The following is a 12,990-nucleotide window of genomic DNA, read 5'->3' as shown; positions in this document are numbered from 1 at the left end:
TCGCGGCGCCCGGCTCCGCGGCGGCCCCGGCGCTCACGGAAAGTCTTTCCATCCGTGACCGGCGGCGAACCACGGGGCATGGTGGGAAACAGGAACGGAAGCGGAAAGCGCATCAGCACCACGAGCGGCGGCGGCCGCAGAAGCGGAACGCACGCGGCACGAGCCGGGCCAGGTCTGTGAGCAAGGTCCCAGCGTGGGCCCCTGCACCCGGCGCTCGGCCGCCGCTACAGTCCGTCGCGAGGGTCGGCCGTACCAGCGAGTAACTGGCAAGTAACCACAGAACGCGGAGGCACACACCATGGCGCGCGAGTCGGAGTCCGGTCTGCCCATCGAGCCGGTGTACGGGCCGGACGCCCTGGAGGGCTGGGACCCGGCGCAGAAGCTGGGGCGGCCGGGTGAGTTTCCGTTCACGCGAGGGGTGTATCCCTCGATGTACACGGGGCGTCCGTGGACGATGCGGCAGTACGCGGGCTTCGGTACGGCGTCGGAGTCGAACGCCCGGTACAAGCAGCTGATCGCGAACGGCACGATGGGCCTGTCGGTCGCCTTCGACCTGCCGACGCAGATGGGCCACGACTCCGACGCCCCGATCGCGCACGGTGAGGTCGGCAAGGTCGGTGTCGCCATCGACTCGATCGACGACATGCGGGTGCTGTTCGGCGGGATCCCCCTCGACCAGGTCTCCACGTCGATGACGATCAACGCGCCCGCGGCGCTGCTGCTCCTGCTCTACCAACTGGTGGCCGAGGAGCAGGGCGTCCCGGCCGGGAAGCTGACGGGCACGATCCAGAACGACGTGCTCAAGGAGTACATCGCGCGCGGCACGTACATCTTCCCGCCCAAGCCCTCGCTGCGCCTGATCGCGGACATCTTCAAGTACTGCAGGGCCGAGATCCCGAAGTGGAACACGATCTCGATCTCCGGCTACCACATGGCGGAGGCGGGTGCCTCGCCCGCGCAGGAGATCGCGTTCACGCTCGCGGACGGCATCGAGTACGTGCGTACGGCGGTCGCGGCCGGGATGGACGTGGACGACTTCGCACCCCGCCTGTCCTTCTTCTTCGTCGCCCGTACGACGATCCTGGAGGAGGTCGCCAAGTTCCGTGCCGCGCGCCGGATCTGGGCCCGGGTCATGAAGGAGGAGTTCGGCGCGAAGAACCCCAAGTCGCTGATGCTGCGCTTCCACACCCAGACCGCCGGGGTCCAGCTCACCGCCCAGCAGCCGGAGGTGAACCTGGTCCGCGTCGCCGTGCAGGGCCTGGCGGCGGTCCTCGGCGGCACGCAGTCGCTGCACACGAACTCCTTCGACGAGGCGATCGCGCTGCCCACCGACAAGAGCGCGCGGCTGGCCCTGCGCACGCAGCAGGTCCTCGCCTACGAGACCGACGTGACCGCGACCGTCGACCCCTTCGCGGGCTCCTACGTCGTGGAGAAGATGACCGACGACGTCGAGGCGGCCGTCCTGGAACTGATGCGGAAGGTCGAGGACCTCGGCGGCGCCGTCTCCGCGATCGAGCACGGCTTCCAGAAGAACGAGATCGAGCGCAGCGCCTACCGCATCGCGCAGGAGACCGACTCCGGCGAGCGGGTGGTCGTGGGCGTCAACCGCTTCCAGCTCGACGAGGAGGAACCGTACGAGCCGCTGCGCGTCGACCCCGCCATCGAGGCCCAGCAGGCGCAGCGCCTCGCCACGCTGCGCGCCGAACGCGACCAGGCCGCCGTCGACACCGCCCTGGCGGCCCTGAAGAAGGCCGCCGAGGGCGAGGACAACGTTCTCTACCCGATGAAGGACGCGCTGCGCGCCCGCGCCACGGTGGGCGAGGTGTGCAACGCGCTGCGCGAGGTGTGGGGGAACTACGTGCCGAGCGACGCCTTCTGAGCCGGCCCTGCGCTCGGAGGAGCGACCGGGGGCGGAGGACGTCCGCTCCCGGCCGGCGGCGTGCGGAGCGGGCCGGGAGTGCTCCCGGCGGCCGGCCGGTCCCGCCTGCCCGCCGCCCGCGGCGGCCGGTGCGACCCCCGGCCTCTCCGGGGCACTCTCCGTGACCGGGACGGCGAGGGGAACGGCGACGGCCGGCCGCCGGTCTCGGTACCCGGAACACCTCCCCGAGCGGCGCGCCCCCGTGCGACACTCCCGCCATGTTCGGCGTCATAGATCTCCCCACCTACCTGGCGGGTCTCGTCCTCATCGTCCTGCTCCCCGGCCCCAACTCGCTCTACGTGCTGTCCGTCGCCGCCCGGCGCGGCGTCCGGGCCGGGTACTCGGCGGCGGCGGGCGTCTGGTGCGGGGACACCGTGCTGATGACGCTGTCGGCCGCCGGCGTCGCCTCCCTGCTCAAGGGGAACGCCCTGCTCTTCGACATCGTGAAGTACGCGGGCGCCGGGTACCTCACCTGGCTGGCGATCGGCATGCTGCGCGCCGCCTGGGGCATGTGGCGCACCCGGCACGAGCGCGGCGCGCAGGACGCGCCCGCCGCGGCCGGCCCCGCCGACGAGCGGCCCTTCCGGCGGGCCCTCGTCGTCAGCCTGGTCAACCCGAAGGCGATCCTGTTCTTCATCGCCTTCTTCGTGCAGTTCGTCGACCCGGGTTACGCCTACCCGGCGCTGTCCTTCGTCGTCCTCGGCGTCTTCGCCCAGCTCGCCAGCTGCCTCTACCTGAGCGCCCTGATCTTCGGCGGCACCCGGCTGGCCGCCGCCTTCCGCCGCCGCAAGCGCCTGTCGGCGTGGGCGACCTCGGCGGCGGGCGCCCTGTTCCTGGGGTTCGCCGTCAAGCTGTCTCTGGCAAGCGCGTAGGGGGCTGGCATGTCCCACCTTGACGATGCTGTGGCCCTGTTCGCCCGCATGAGCCTCCAGGAGCAGCAGCGGGCACTAGGAGCCCTGGGCTTGCCTGAGAGGCCCCAGGAGGAGCCCAAGGAGCCTGGCGTCACCCCGTTCGCGGCTCTGGGCAGTAGGCCGAGCAGGCGGAAGCGGCAGCCGATCACCGTGACGGTGCTCAGAGGGTGATACCGGCCCGCTTGGCCAACTTGGTCAGCCGCTCGTTACTTCGCTTTAGGCGAGCGGGCACGTGAGGTCGGGGTGGTGACGGTTCGGGCAGCACACCAGATTGAGCGAGACGATATTGCCCGGCCGGTTGTAGTACACCCAGCTCACGTCCACGCCGACCGGCAGGACATCCAGCACGTATTCGCGTCTCGTGTCCAGGCTCGCGTACGCCTGACGCCCGTCCTCGCGCTGCATCGGGGGGTTGTCAAGGAGGTGCTTGACCATCCAGTCGAGAGCCGCTGTGGCGTCCGTCCAGGTGCGCTCATGGGCCGCCTGGTTCCGCTTCATCAGCCAGTGCCCGGACATCATGGGCGGCAGGTTCGAGGTCGGGAACTCGGCCATCACTTCGCGGTACCGCTGAAGGATGCGGATGGCCACCTTGTCGTCGTCGGAGGCGGGAGGAGCAGGGGGGTCAGGATGCGGAGGCCGCCGGTCACCTTCCCGGTGGTAGCTGTCGGGCGATCCGACCCACGGGCCGTAGCCGTGGAAGTGTCCTGTCCAGCTCATGCGCGCCTTCCGAGAGGGGGGGGCGGGCCGCCCTGGTGTGCGTAGGACGACCCGCCGGGGATGAGAGGTGTAGCAGGGTCAGGCGGTGAGGCCGCGGTTCTTCACCCAGCCGAGGGCGAAGTCGTCGAGCTCGGCCGCGGTGAACCGCAGTTCCTTGCCGGCGCCCTCGGGCTTGGAGTCGCGGACCACGTACGAGTCGGCGGCGCCGGGGATCGCGGCGAAGCCGACGCAGCCCTCGGTGCAGGGGCCTCCGCAGAAGTTCGTGGTCTCGACGCCGTCCACCGACAGGGTGTAGAGGTTGCCGTTCATCGGGTAGTCCTTCCTGGTGCACGTTGCGGAGATGCGGTCTCCGCGCCGTAGTGCACTTGCCGACCCACCCCGGCCCGGCCTTCCTGTTCCTGGCCGGGGTGGGCGCTTGGCTCCGCCCCCGAGGGTGTGGCCGTGGGGGAACGACCGGGGCGTCACCTCGGGGACGGACGTTCAGGTGGTGAGTTGCCAGTAGGCCGCCGGGATCGACACGGACGCTGCGATCAGGAGCCCTTGGAGAAGCCACTGGCACCAGCCGAGCGGACGCTTGTGCTTCCCTCTGGACCGGCGAGGATTCCGACCGCGAGAGCGACCATGAGTCCGAGCAGGGCGATCACGTAAATCACCTGCTGCGCCTTGGGGCTCACGCTGCACCCGTCCCGCTCCTCTGGGTGTAGATCCACAGCAGTCGGCGCGTCAGGTCGGCGACCTCGCGCATGAAGAAGTAGGCCGTGAAGGTCGGGGCCTCCGCGCTGGGGCGGTTCTTCAGGTCGAGCAGCGAGTACGCCTTGCGGAATTGCTGCATGACCAGCTCGTCGTCGGCGCCCAGTTCCTCACCGAGGAGCAATTGCAGGTGTCCGATCAAGGCCGGTGTCTTGGCGTCGATGTCGGCGCGGGTCGAGGTGCCGAGTCTCGCCGAGAGGGCGACGTCGGTGCTGTCTTGGATCAGCTCGATGTCGATCGGTACGCCGCCCTCGGTCGGCGCTGTCACTTCGAATCTGCTCGTCTCGGTCTTCACGGCGTGTCCCTCGCTGGCTGACGGCGGTTTCACCGGATGGAGACCAGCGTTCCGCGTGAATGGCGTGCGGACCACGGCGTTCATGGGCCAGTGTTGGGACATCTCTGGGACATGGGGCAGGCGGCATGTTGGGCACGGCGAGAACCCGGGAAGGGGGCCTGCATGAGCATCGCCGACAGGCGTAGGGCTCGGGGCCTCACCCAAGAAGGGTTTGCCTTCGCGGTAGGCGTCGACCGGCGCACCGTAGGCCGATGGGAGACGGGTAAATCCAAGCCCCAGCCTCCTCAGCGGGCCAAGGTCGCCGAGGTGTTACAGATGGACCTTGACGAACTCGATGCGTTGCTTACTTCAGCCGAGGTGCAGCCGAAGCCCGTACGGTCGGCGTCGAGTGCCCACCACAGCCCAGGGGACCCAGACGAGATGATCCGACGCGAGTTTCTGGGCCTCATGGCGGTGTCCGGCGCGGTCGCTGCCATACCTGCGGGCGAGGCGGAGGCCCTGGAGGACAGCGGCGACGACTTCGGGCGCATGAACGGTCATCTGTGGCAGGTCTACCAACTCGCCCGCGCGAAACACGCGGTGTACCCGGTAGTGCAGTCTCAGCTCACTGCCTTGAACGATGCGCTGCGCGATGGGCGGGCCCAGACAGGGACGCTCTGTTTCGCCGCTGGCGACCTGTTCCAGCTGGCGGGCGAGCTGGCCTTCGACGCCAACCGGTACCACGATGCCGCTGCCTCGTACTCGCTTGCGGCCAGCGCGAGCAAGGAGGCCGGCGCCTACGATCTTTGGGCGTGCGCCCTCATCCGGAGCGCCTACGCAGACCTCTCCGAGCGTCGTTACAAGCGTGCTGCGGACACACTTGGGGCCGCGCGCCGTGTCGCCCTGCGTGGAGACAGCAGCCTTGCGACCAAGCACTGGGCCGCAGCCGTGCAGGCTGAGGCGTTCGCCTGGCTCGGCGACTTCGACGCCTGCGAGGAGGCTTTGGACGAGGCCGAGAAGGTGGCCAGCCTGAGCGGCCAGGTGTCGAACGGCGGATGGCTGCGCTTCGATGGCTCGCGCTTGGCGGAGGAGCGAGGCGCCCGGTACCTGCAACTCAACCGACTCGGCCTGGCCGAGACCTCGTTGAAGGATGCGCTGACGCTCGCCCCTCTGGCCACTGGCCACTCTTTCCGACGTCGGGGAGCGGTACTTGTCGACCTGGCGACGATCGGCGCCAAGCGGAATGACTTGGAGCAGGTCATGCAGTACGGGCTCGAAGCCCTGCGGCTGGCGCGGGCCTCCGGGTCCGGTTACGTCGCCCGTAGACTCCATTCCCTGACTTCCGAGCTGGGCACCTTGGGACGTGACCGGCGTATCACCGAGTTGAAGGCCGAGATCGGCAGCCTGACGGCATCACGAGAGGGGATGGCATGACGACCGAGGGCGCGCGAGTCTTTCGTGAGGCGTGGATCGCTGGAGTGAGGAAGCACTTCCCTGGTGAGCCCAAGCCGAGCTACGTAACTCCGTGGGAAGAGACGCCTGAATGGGAGCGTGAGGCTGCGGGCGCCGTGTATGAGCAGGTTCGCCATTTCCTCAAACTGAGCGCCGGGCATGCCTCCCGCCTGTCGCGCGAGCAGAAGGGACGGTTCGTCGCGACGTGTTGGACGGCGCAGATGTTCAAGCACTTCAATGACCCGAAGCCGGGGTACGTAGCCGATTGGCCCGACCTGCCGGACTGGCAGAAGGAAACCGACTCAGGCATCTTCGAGGCCATTGAGAACAGTCTGAATTAACCCCTACCGATTCCTGCAAACCCAGCTGCGAGTCGGAGTTTCGCCCTGTAGTGACGCAGTTCTTGGCACGCCGCCGGCCGTAGAGGATTTTGGGCTGGAGCTGCCATGGGGCGAGTGAACAGGGGGCCTTACGCTCGCCAGCGGATCGGGCAGTCTTTGGTACCTGCCCGCAATAGCCCGATCGGCCCCCTGTTCTTCGAGGCTCGCCCCATGGTGGCTGCCTACAATCCTCGGAGACTGGCGGCCCCAGCCACAGAGGGTTTGCGTCGTGCGGTGCGGCTGTGTCGGTGCTGGCGTGGCGTGGCCTGTTCGAGCTTGCCTCGGCCGTAGGCATACCGCGCTCGAAGCTGCGTGATCACTTGGTGGTGTCCTTCGCCAAGGTTGCCGAGTACCAGAAGCGGGCGGCCCTCCACTTCCATGGGGTGGTGCGCCTGGACGGTCCGGCCGGTGCCGGCGATTCGTGCCCGGACTGGGCCACGGCCGAACTCCTCACTGACGCCGTGCACGCGGCTGCCGCAGCGGCGAACGTCCGCGTCCCGGAATCCGGCGCCTACGGCACCGAGTCCTTCTGTTCGGTGGGCAGTTGGACGTGCGGCCGATCCGGGCCTTCGCCGACGACGAGGGGCCCACCGATGACGCGGTCGCCGCCTATGTCGCCAAGTACGTCTCCAAGGGAACGCCGAGACCGGCGCCGGACTGGACTACCGCGTCACCAGCCCGGACGACATCCGCGCGGCCGTGGTCACGCCTCACGTACGGGCCCTGATGGACGTCTGCTGGCGTCTGGGCGGCCTGCCCGAGCTGGACACCTCCGGCTCCGCTCGTGGGCTCACAGCCTCGGCTACCGGGGCCATATCCTCACCAAATCACGCCGTTACTCCACAACGTACGGCGCACTGCGCGAGGAACGGACCGATCATCGCCGGGCGCTATCCCCATGGATGGCCCGGACGTGGTCACCGAATCGGCCTGGCGGTATGTCGGCTCCGGCCACACTGCTTCATGACGCCAAGGAATCTGGTGGGGCGGCGATTCTTCTCGTGGTGACGCTTGTTCTTCGCCCGGGTGGCTAGCGCTGCTTGTACGTTTTCGAATTCCTCGTCAGTCAGGATCGGTTCATCCGTGACCTTGATTTCCTGGCCCTGCTTGTCTAGTACTGGCGTGGATTTGTAGGTGGTCGCCTTTGTGCCCAGAAGCCCGGCCGGCGTCCGGCGGCGGTGCCCGGTGCGTCAGCGGCCCACCGCCCGGCCCAGTGAGCGGGCGCGGCGGGCCACCCGTCGTACCGTCGCGTTGCGCGGTATGAAGGCGAGTTGCTGCGGGACACCGCCGGGCAGCGCCAGCGCGGTCAGCCGGCGGCGCTTGAAGTAGCGCCGGGCGTGCGTGTCGAGGTGCGCGGCGAGGTACCGCTCGGCGGCCGGGCGCAGACCCGGGTAGATCTTCGGCTGCATCGCGAAGGAGACGGCCCGCACCAGCTCGCCCAGCGCTTCGGCGGCCGTGTCCCCGCCGTGGGCGGCGGGAGAGTCGCGGACGGTGTCCCGCCCCTGCTCCGCGGTCACCGGGGCCCCGCCGGCCAGGACCGCCAGGTCCGGCAGCAGCGCGTCGACGATCGTCACGGGGACACGGTTGCTGTTCTCGTACGGCGTCAGCCGCTCCAGCAGGGTGCCGGTGCCGGTACGGGCGACCGGGAGCCCGTACAGCGCCGAGGCGGTGAGCAGCGCGGTGGAGAAGCAGCCGACGACCAGGACGGGGCGTATCCGCTGGTACAGCACCTCGGCGAGGACGGGCGTGGCCAGCACGGTGAGGTCGGCGCCCAGCTTCCCGGCCTCCCGCTCCAGCGCGCGCGACCAGCGGGCGGGCGCCGAGGGGTGGGGTTTGAAGACGACGCGGGTGTGGCCGAGCGCGACGGCGCCGCGCAGCATCCGCACGTGCAGTGCCTCCTCCTCCTCGGCGGTGAGGATGTCCAGCGCGCTCAGGTACTGGCCGAGCAGCAGGGCGGGTTCGGCGGGCAGGTCCGGCAACGCCTCGCCCGTGTCCGCGAGTTCGGCCAGCACCTTGAGGAAGGCGTCCGTGGGGACGATCTGCGGCGCCACCCCGAACTCGGTGAGCAGCACCGGCCGCAGGCCGGGCACCAGATCGAGGTGGAGCAGGCGGTCGATGCGGGTGCCCACCAGCGGGTCGATCTTGCTGCGGGTGGGCCCGTAGCTCATCAGGCCGTCGGCGTAGACGGTGACGGGCGCGCCGGTGAAGATCTGGCAGACGGCGAGCGCGGGGTTGACCTGGATCGACTCGACGGCCAGTTCGACGGCGTCCTCGCCCAGGTCCCACAGCAGTCTCAGGTGCCGTTCCCACAGCGGCACGTCGTCCGGGCGCGGGGCCCAGCCGCCGGGGTGGAAGGGGGAGATGGCCTCGTTCCACGACACCACGTCGTCGAACCGTTCCCGCAGCCGTTCGAAGCCGGGCAGCTCGTCCACCGGGGGGGTGGTCTCCGGCGTCGCCGTGTTGTTGCAGACCACCAGGACGCGGCGGTCGGCGGGGCCGAAGCAGTCGGCGTCGAGGGCGGCGGCGAGGGTGGCGGTGCCGTACAGCGTCGACGCGAGGAAGATCCGGGTGGTCACGCGGCGGCCCCCGTGCCGGCGGGGCGGCGGCGCAGCCGGCGCAGCCGGGTGGCGCGCTGGACGTCCATGGAGTCCAGCGCCTCGTCCAGGACGCCCTGCGGCATGCGGCGCAGGGCGCGCGCGCTGAGCGACTTCAGTTTCCGTGCCACCGCCGGTTCGAACCTTTCGATGGAGCCCAGATGGTGGGCGATGATCGCGCAGTACGTACGGACCGCCTTGGGCAGCAGCAGGGCCGCCTCCCGGTCCCGGGCCGTCTCCTCGACGACCTGGTCGAACGCGCGGATGAAGTCCAGTTGGCGCACATCGCCGATCTGGGTGAGCGAGGAGGCCACCCCCCGCCGGTAGTGGACCCCCAGCAGACCGGTCACGGCGAAGGACTCCGCCTCCCGGTGCAGCTTCCAGATCCACGGCCGGTCCTCGGCCGTGCGCAGCCCGTCGGTGAAGTGCAGCAGCCCCCGCTCCAGCAGCCTGCGGTGGTAGACGCCCGCCCACGCGTAGGGGTAGTCCACCGAGGTGGAGCGGTCGGCGGGCAGGATCGCCGCCCGCGGGTCGAGCACCACTCCGCGCCGGCCGTGCGGCACCCGGTGGACGCCGCGCGCCCGGCCGGTGCACTGCACGTGGTCGGCGCGGACGAAGTCGCAGCCCAGCTCCTCGATCACGGCGAGCAGCCGCGGGTAGTAGCCGGGGGCCAGCCAGTCGTCGCCGTCCAGGAACGTCACGTACTCGCCGCGCGCCCGGTCGATCCCGGTGTTGCGTGCGGTCGCCAGCCCTCCGTTCTCCTCGCGCCGGACGAGGACGGCACCGGGCAGTTCCCGTTCCGCGCGCGCGAGAATGTCCGGGGTCTCATCGCGTGAACAGTCGTCGACGAGGACGAATTCGAAGTCGTCACGCGCGTTCGCACGCAGACTCTTCAAGGTGTCGGGTGCGTATTGCTGCACGTTGTAGAACGGCACGATGACGGAGAGCTTGACCACGTGTGCGACGTTAGGGCGCGGGCCCCGGTCCCGTCTTTACCTGGAGTTTGACCGCGAGTGAACGACACGTGGCGATGCCGTGAACCAGGCTTTCCGCGGCCTGTCCCGGGCGCCGGTTCCGCATTCGGCGGTGTGCTGTTAACCGTTTGTTGCATTCCGGTTGGGCGGGACCTAGAAATGCCTTCCTAGCGTCTGCGACGTGCCAGCAAGTGCAACGAAGACCCTGCGGGTCGCCGTTCTCGCGGATTCCGACACCCGGTGGAAATGGGGCGCGCTCACCGCGCAGCGCGTCGCCCCCGCCGGGGCCGGGATCCGGCTCGACGGCTACCTCCTGCGGGGCCGTGCCACCCCCACCGCCCGCCAGCTCACGGAGGTCGGCGTCCGCGCGGACTCGCTCCGCGAGGTGACCGCCGTCGAGTTCCTGCGCGCCATGACCCCCGGCGCGGCGGGCGAGGAGCCCTGCGACGTCCTCGTGCTCGCCCTCGTGGGCGGCGGCGTGCAGGCGGTGCTGCACGGACTGAAGCGGGCCTGGGACGGCGCCGGCCGGCGGCCCGTGGTCGTCACCGGGTACGTCGGCGTCGTCTACGAGAAGCTCGCCGACGGTCTGCTGCTGCGGCACGGCGCGGACCTGGTGCTCGCCAACTCCCGTCAGGACGCGGAGCGTTTCCGCGCCGTCTACGAAGGCGTGGGCGCCGACGCGTCCGCGGTCACCGAGGTGGCCCTGCCGTTCCTCGGCGGCGCTCCCTACAGCGGCGCGCACGACCCGTACACGGTGGTGTTCGCCGCGCAGCCCTCCGTCCCCGAGAGCCGCCGGGACCGTGCGTACCTGCTGGAGCGGCTGATCCGGCACGCCCGGCTGCACCCCGGCCGCGAGGTGCTGCTCAAGCTGCGCTCCCGGCCGGGCGAACACACCACGCACATCGAGGAGGTGCCGTACCAGAAGCTGGCGCAGCGGGCCGCGCTGCCGCCCAACCTGCGCCTGGTCTACGGGCACATGGGGGAGGTGCTCGACCGCACCGACCTGCTGGTGACGGTCAGCTCCACCGCCGCCCTGGAGGCGCTGCACCGCCGGATCCCCACCGTCGTCCTCACCGACCTCGGGGTGCGCGAGACGCTCGGCAACCACCACTTCACCGGGTCCGGCTGCCTCGCCTCCTGGGACCAGCTCGACTCCGGACACCGCCCGGTGCCCGAGGAGGACTGGGTGGCCCGGCAGGGCGTCGCCACCGGCGGCACCTACGCCACCGCCTTCGACACGGCCCGCGAGCGCATCGGGGAGCTGCTCCGGGCGCCCGGCGGCCTGCCCCCGCTCGACCCGTACTACACACCCGGGACCGCGCCCGGCTACCTGCCGGGCCTCCTCGCCCGCCACCACCTGGGACCCGACGGCGCGCCGCTGCCGGGGGCCCCGGCGGCCGACCGCGGCCCCGGACCGGTCCGGCAGATCGTCCGCCGGGCCGCCCGCGGCGCCTACCGCCACGGCGTGCAGCGCGTGGCGCCCGTCATCCGGCGGATGGGGGAGCTGTGAGCCGCCCGACCCCACCTCGAGGAGCAGATGTCATGTCCCACCCTGAAGCGGGCCTGGTCGCCCCGGTACGCCGTGTGCTCGCGGTGATACCCGCGCGCGGCGGCTCCAAGGGCGTGCCCGCGAAGAACCTCGCCCCCGTGGGCGGTGTGCCCCTGGTGGCGCGTGCGGTGCACGCGTGCCGGGCGGCGCGGTCCGTGACGGACGTCGTGGTCTCCACCGACGACCCGGCCATCGCGGCGGCGGCGCGCGAGGCCGGCGCCGAGGTCGTCCTGCGGCCGGCCGCGATCGCGGGGGACACGGCCACCTCCGAGGCGGCCGTCCTGCACGCGATGGACGCCCACGAGGCGCTGCACGGCGCGCGGGTGGACGTCGTGCTGCTGGTGCAGTGCACCAGCCCGTTCCTGACCCGCGAGGACGTCGACGGGGTCGCCCGCGCGGTCGCCGAGAGCGGCGCGGACACCGCGGTGACCGTGGCACCCTTCCACGGGTTCCTCTGGCGGGACGCCGGGGAGACGGCGGACGCCGCCGGCCCGGCCGGCGCCGGTGACCCGGGGGGCGCGGCGACCCGCCGCGCGGGTGTTGTCGGCGGGACCGGTGGTGTCGCTGGAACGTTTGGTGCAGGGGGTACGGGTGGGGCGGCCGCCGTGGCCGTCGCCGCACCGGCCGACGGCCCCGCACCGGCCCCCGTGACCGCACCGGCCGACCAGACCGCACCGGCCGCCGTGGCCGGCGGCTACGGCGTCAACCACGACAAGTCCTTCCGGCCGCGCCGCCAGGACCGTCCGCAGGACCTGCTGGAGACCGGCGCCGCCTACGCGATGGACGCCGCGGGCTTCCGCACCCACCGGCACCGCTTCTTCGGCCGTACCGAACTGGTGCGCACCGACCCGGCGCGCGTACTGGAGATCGACGACCCGCACGACCTCGCCCGCGCCCGCGCCCTCGCGCCGCTGTTCGACGCGGACCGCCCCCCGGCCCCGGGCCCCGGCCCGGCGGCGCGGACCCCCGGCGGTGCCCTGCCCACCGCCGAGGACATCGACGCGGTCGTGCTCGACTTCGACGGCACCCAGACCGACGACAGGGTGCTGATCGACTCCGACGGACGCGAGTTCGTCTCCGTGCACCGCGGGGACGGCCTCGGCATCGCGGCGCTGCGCAGGAGCGGCCTGCGCATGCTGATCCTGTCCACGGAGCAGAACCCGGTCGTCGCCGCCCGCGCCCGGAAGCTGAAGCTCCCGGTGCTGCACGGCATCGACCGCAAGGACCTCGCCCTCAAGCAGTGGTGCGAGGAGCAGGGCATCGCCCCCGAGCGTGTCCTCTACGTCGGCAACGACGTCAACGACCTCCCGTGCTTCTCCCTCGTCGGCTGGCCCGTGGCGGTCGCGAGCGCCCACGACGCCGTCCGCGGCGCCGCCCGCGCGGTCACCACCGTCCCCGGCGGCGACGGCGCCGTCCGCGAGATCGCCGGCTGGATCCTCGGCCCCTCCCTCGATTCCCTCCCCCAGTAAGG

The 12,990-nt window shown here is 71.0% G+C and carries 13 protein-coding genes and 1 pseudogene; 9 read left to right on the top strand and 5 right to left on the bottom strand.

The annotated features are described in order from the left end of the window. Window positions 1-298 precede the first annotated feature (298 nt). Window positions 299-1,879: a methylmalonyl-CoA mutase family protein gene (locus ABZ719_RS03645; RefSeq protein ID WP_366723602.1), complete on the top strand. Its 1,581-nt coding sequence runs from the start codon at window positions 299-301 to the stop codon at window positions 1,877-1,879. A 257-nt stretch (window positions 1,880-2,136) separates the two neighbouring features. Further along, complete coding sequence (leuE, locus tag ABZ719_RS03640; protein WP_366723601.1) at window positions 2,137-2,790, top strand: leucine efflux protein LeuE; 654 nt, start codon at window positions 2,137-2,139, stop codon at window positions 2,788-2,790. A gap of 255 nt (window positions 2,791-3,045) precedes the next feature. Here leuE and ABZ719_RS03635 read toward each other — a convergent pair whose 3' ends face one another. The 3 genes from ABZ719_RS03635 to ABZ719_RS03625 form a co-directional block, all read right to left on the bottom strand. Beyond that, window positions 3,046-3,546: a hypothetical protein gene (locus ABZ719_RS03635; protein ID WP_366723600.1), complete on the bottom strand. Its 501-nt coding sequence runs from the start codon at window positions 3,544-3,546 to the stop codon at window positions 3,046-3,048. 78 nt (window positions 3,547-3,624) lie between these two features. Beyond that, the gene (locus tag ABZ719_RS03630) at window positions 3,625-3,855 is read right to left on the bottom strand and encodes a DUF397 domain-containing protein (protein WP_366723599.1); all 231 of its coding nucleotides are present in this window, start codon (window positions 3,853-3,855) and stop codon (window positions 3,625-3,627) included. 361 nt (window positions 3,856-4,216) lie between these two features. After that, window positions 4,217-4,591 (bottom strand): hypothetical protein, encoded by a 375-nt coding sequence (locus ABZ719_RS03625; RefSeq protein WP_366723598.1) that lies wholly within the window; start codon window positions 4,589-4,591, stop codon window positions 4,217-4,219. Window positions 4,592-4,753: 162 nt separating this feature from the next. Here ABZ719_RS03625 and ABZ719_RS03620 point away from each other — a divergent pair, with 162 nt between their 5' ends. The 5 genes and pseudogenes from ABZ719_RS03620 (at window position 4,754) to ABZ719_RS03600 (ending at window position 7,436) form a co-directional block, all read left to right on the top strand. Next, entirely contained in the window at window positions 4,754-6,004 is a 1,251-nt protein-coding gene (locus ABZ719_RS03620; RefSeq protein WP_366723597.1) for a helix-turn-helix domain-containing protein, read from the top strand. Then, window positions 6,001-6,363: a hypothetical protein gene (locus ABZ719_RS03615; RefSeq protein WP_124439674.1), complete on the top strand. Its 363-nt coding sequence runs from the start codon at window positions 6,001-6,003 to the stop codon at window positions 6,361-6,363. The genes ABZ719_RS03620 and ABZ719_RS03615 overlap by 4 nt, the downstream gene beginning before the upstream one ends. Window positions 6,364-6,644: 281 nt before the next feature. Next, window positions 6,645-6,851: pseudogene (locus tag ABZ719_RS03610) on the top strand (replication initiator); the annotation flags it as partial. A 101-nt stretch (window positions 6,852-6,952) separates the two neighbouring features. Continuing rightward, window positions 6,953-7,129, top strand: coding sequence for a hypothetical protein (locus tag ABZ719_RS03605; protein WP_366723753.1), 177 nt, complete (start codon window positions 6,953-6,955; stop codon window positions 7,127-7,129). A gap of 7 nt (window positions 7,130-7,136) precedes the next feature. Further along, on the top strand, window positions 7,137-7,436 hold the full coding sequence (locus ABZ719_RS03600; RefSeq protein ID WP_366723752.1) for a replication initiator: 300 nt from the start codon (window positions 7,137-7,139) through the stop codon (window positions 7,434-7,436). Between the two features lie 156 nt (window positions 7,437-7,592). On the opposite strand, the gene ABZ719_RS03595 is transcribed toward ABZ719_RS03600, so the two are convergent. Together ABZ719_RS03595 and ABZ719_RS03590 are read right to left on the bottom strand one after the other, a co-directional pair. Beyond that, window positions 7,593-8,978, bottom strand: coding sequence for a polysialyltransferase family glycosyltransferase (locus ABZ719_RS03595; protein ID WP_366723596.1), 1,386 nt, complete (start codon window positions 8,976-8,978; stop codon window positions 7,593-7,595). Continuing rightward, window positions 8,975-9,952, bottom strand: coding sequence for a glycosyltransferase family 2 protein (locus tag ABZ719_RS03590; protein WP_366723595.1), 978 nt, complete (start codon window positions 9,950-9,952; stop codon window positions 8,975-8,977). The genes ABZ719_RS03595 and ABZ719_RS03590 overlap by 4 nt, the downstream gene beginning before the upstream one ends. Before the next feature lie 199 nt (window positions 9,953-10,151). Between ABZ719_RS03590 and ABZ719_RS03585 the strand changes: the two genes are divergently transcribed. Together ABZ719_RS03585 and ABZ719_RS03580 are read left to right on the top strand one after the other, a co-directional pair. Then, window positions 10,152-11,480 carry a DUF6716 putative glycosyltransferase gene (locus ABZ719_RS03585; RefSeq protein ID WP_366723594.1) on the top strand — a complete coding sequence of 443 codons (1,329 nt, stop codon included), beginning with the start codon at window positions 10,152-10,154 and terminating at the stop codon, window positions 11,478-11,480. A 32-nt stretch (window positions 11,481-11,512) separates the two neighbouring features. Next, window positions 11,513-12,988, top strand: coding sequence for an N-acylneuraminate cytidylyltransferase (locus ABZ719_RS03580; RefSeq protein ID WP_366723593.1), 1,476 nt, complete (start codon window positions 11,513-11,515; stop codon window positions 12,986-12,988). Window positions 12,989-12,990 lie beyond the last annotated feature (2 nt).

This window comes from Streptomyces sp. NPDC006743 (assembly GCF_040703815.1).
Taxonomy (GTDB): Bacteria; Actinomycetota; Actinomycetes; order Streptomycetales; family Streptomycetaceae; genus Streptomyces.
Note: the sequence above shows the minus strand (reverse complement) of the source record. Positions and strands in the feature narration are given on the sequence as shown.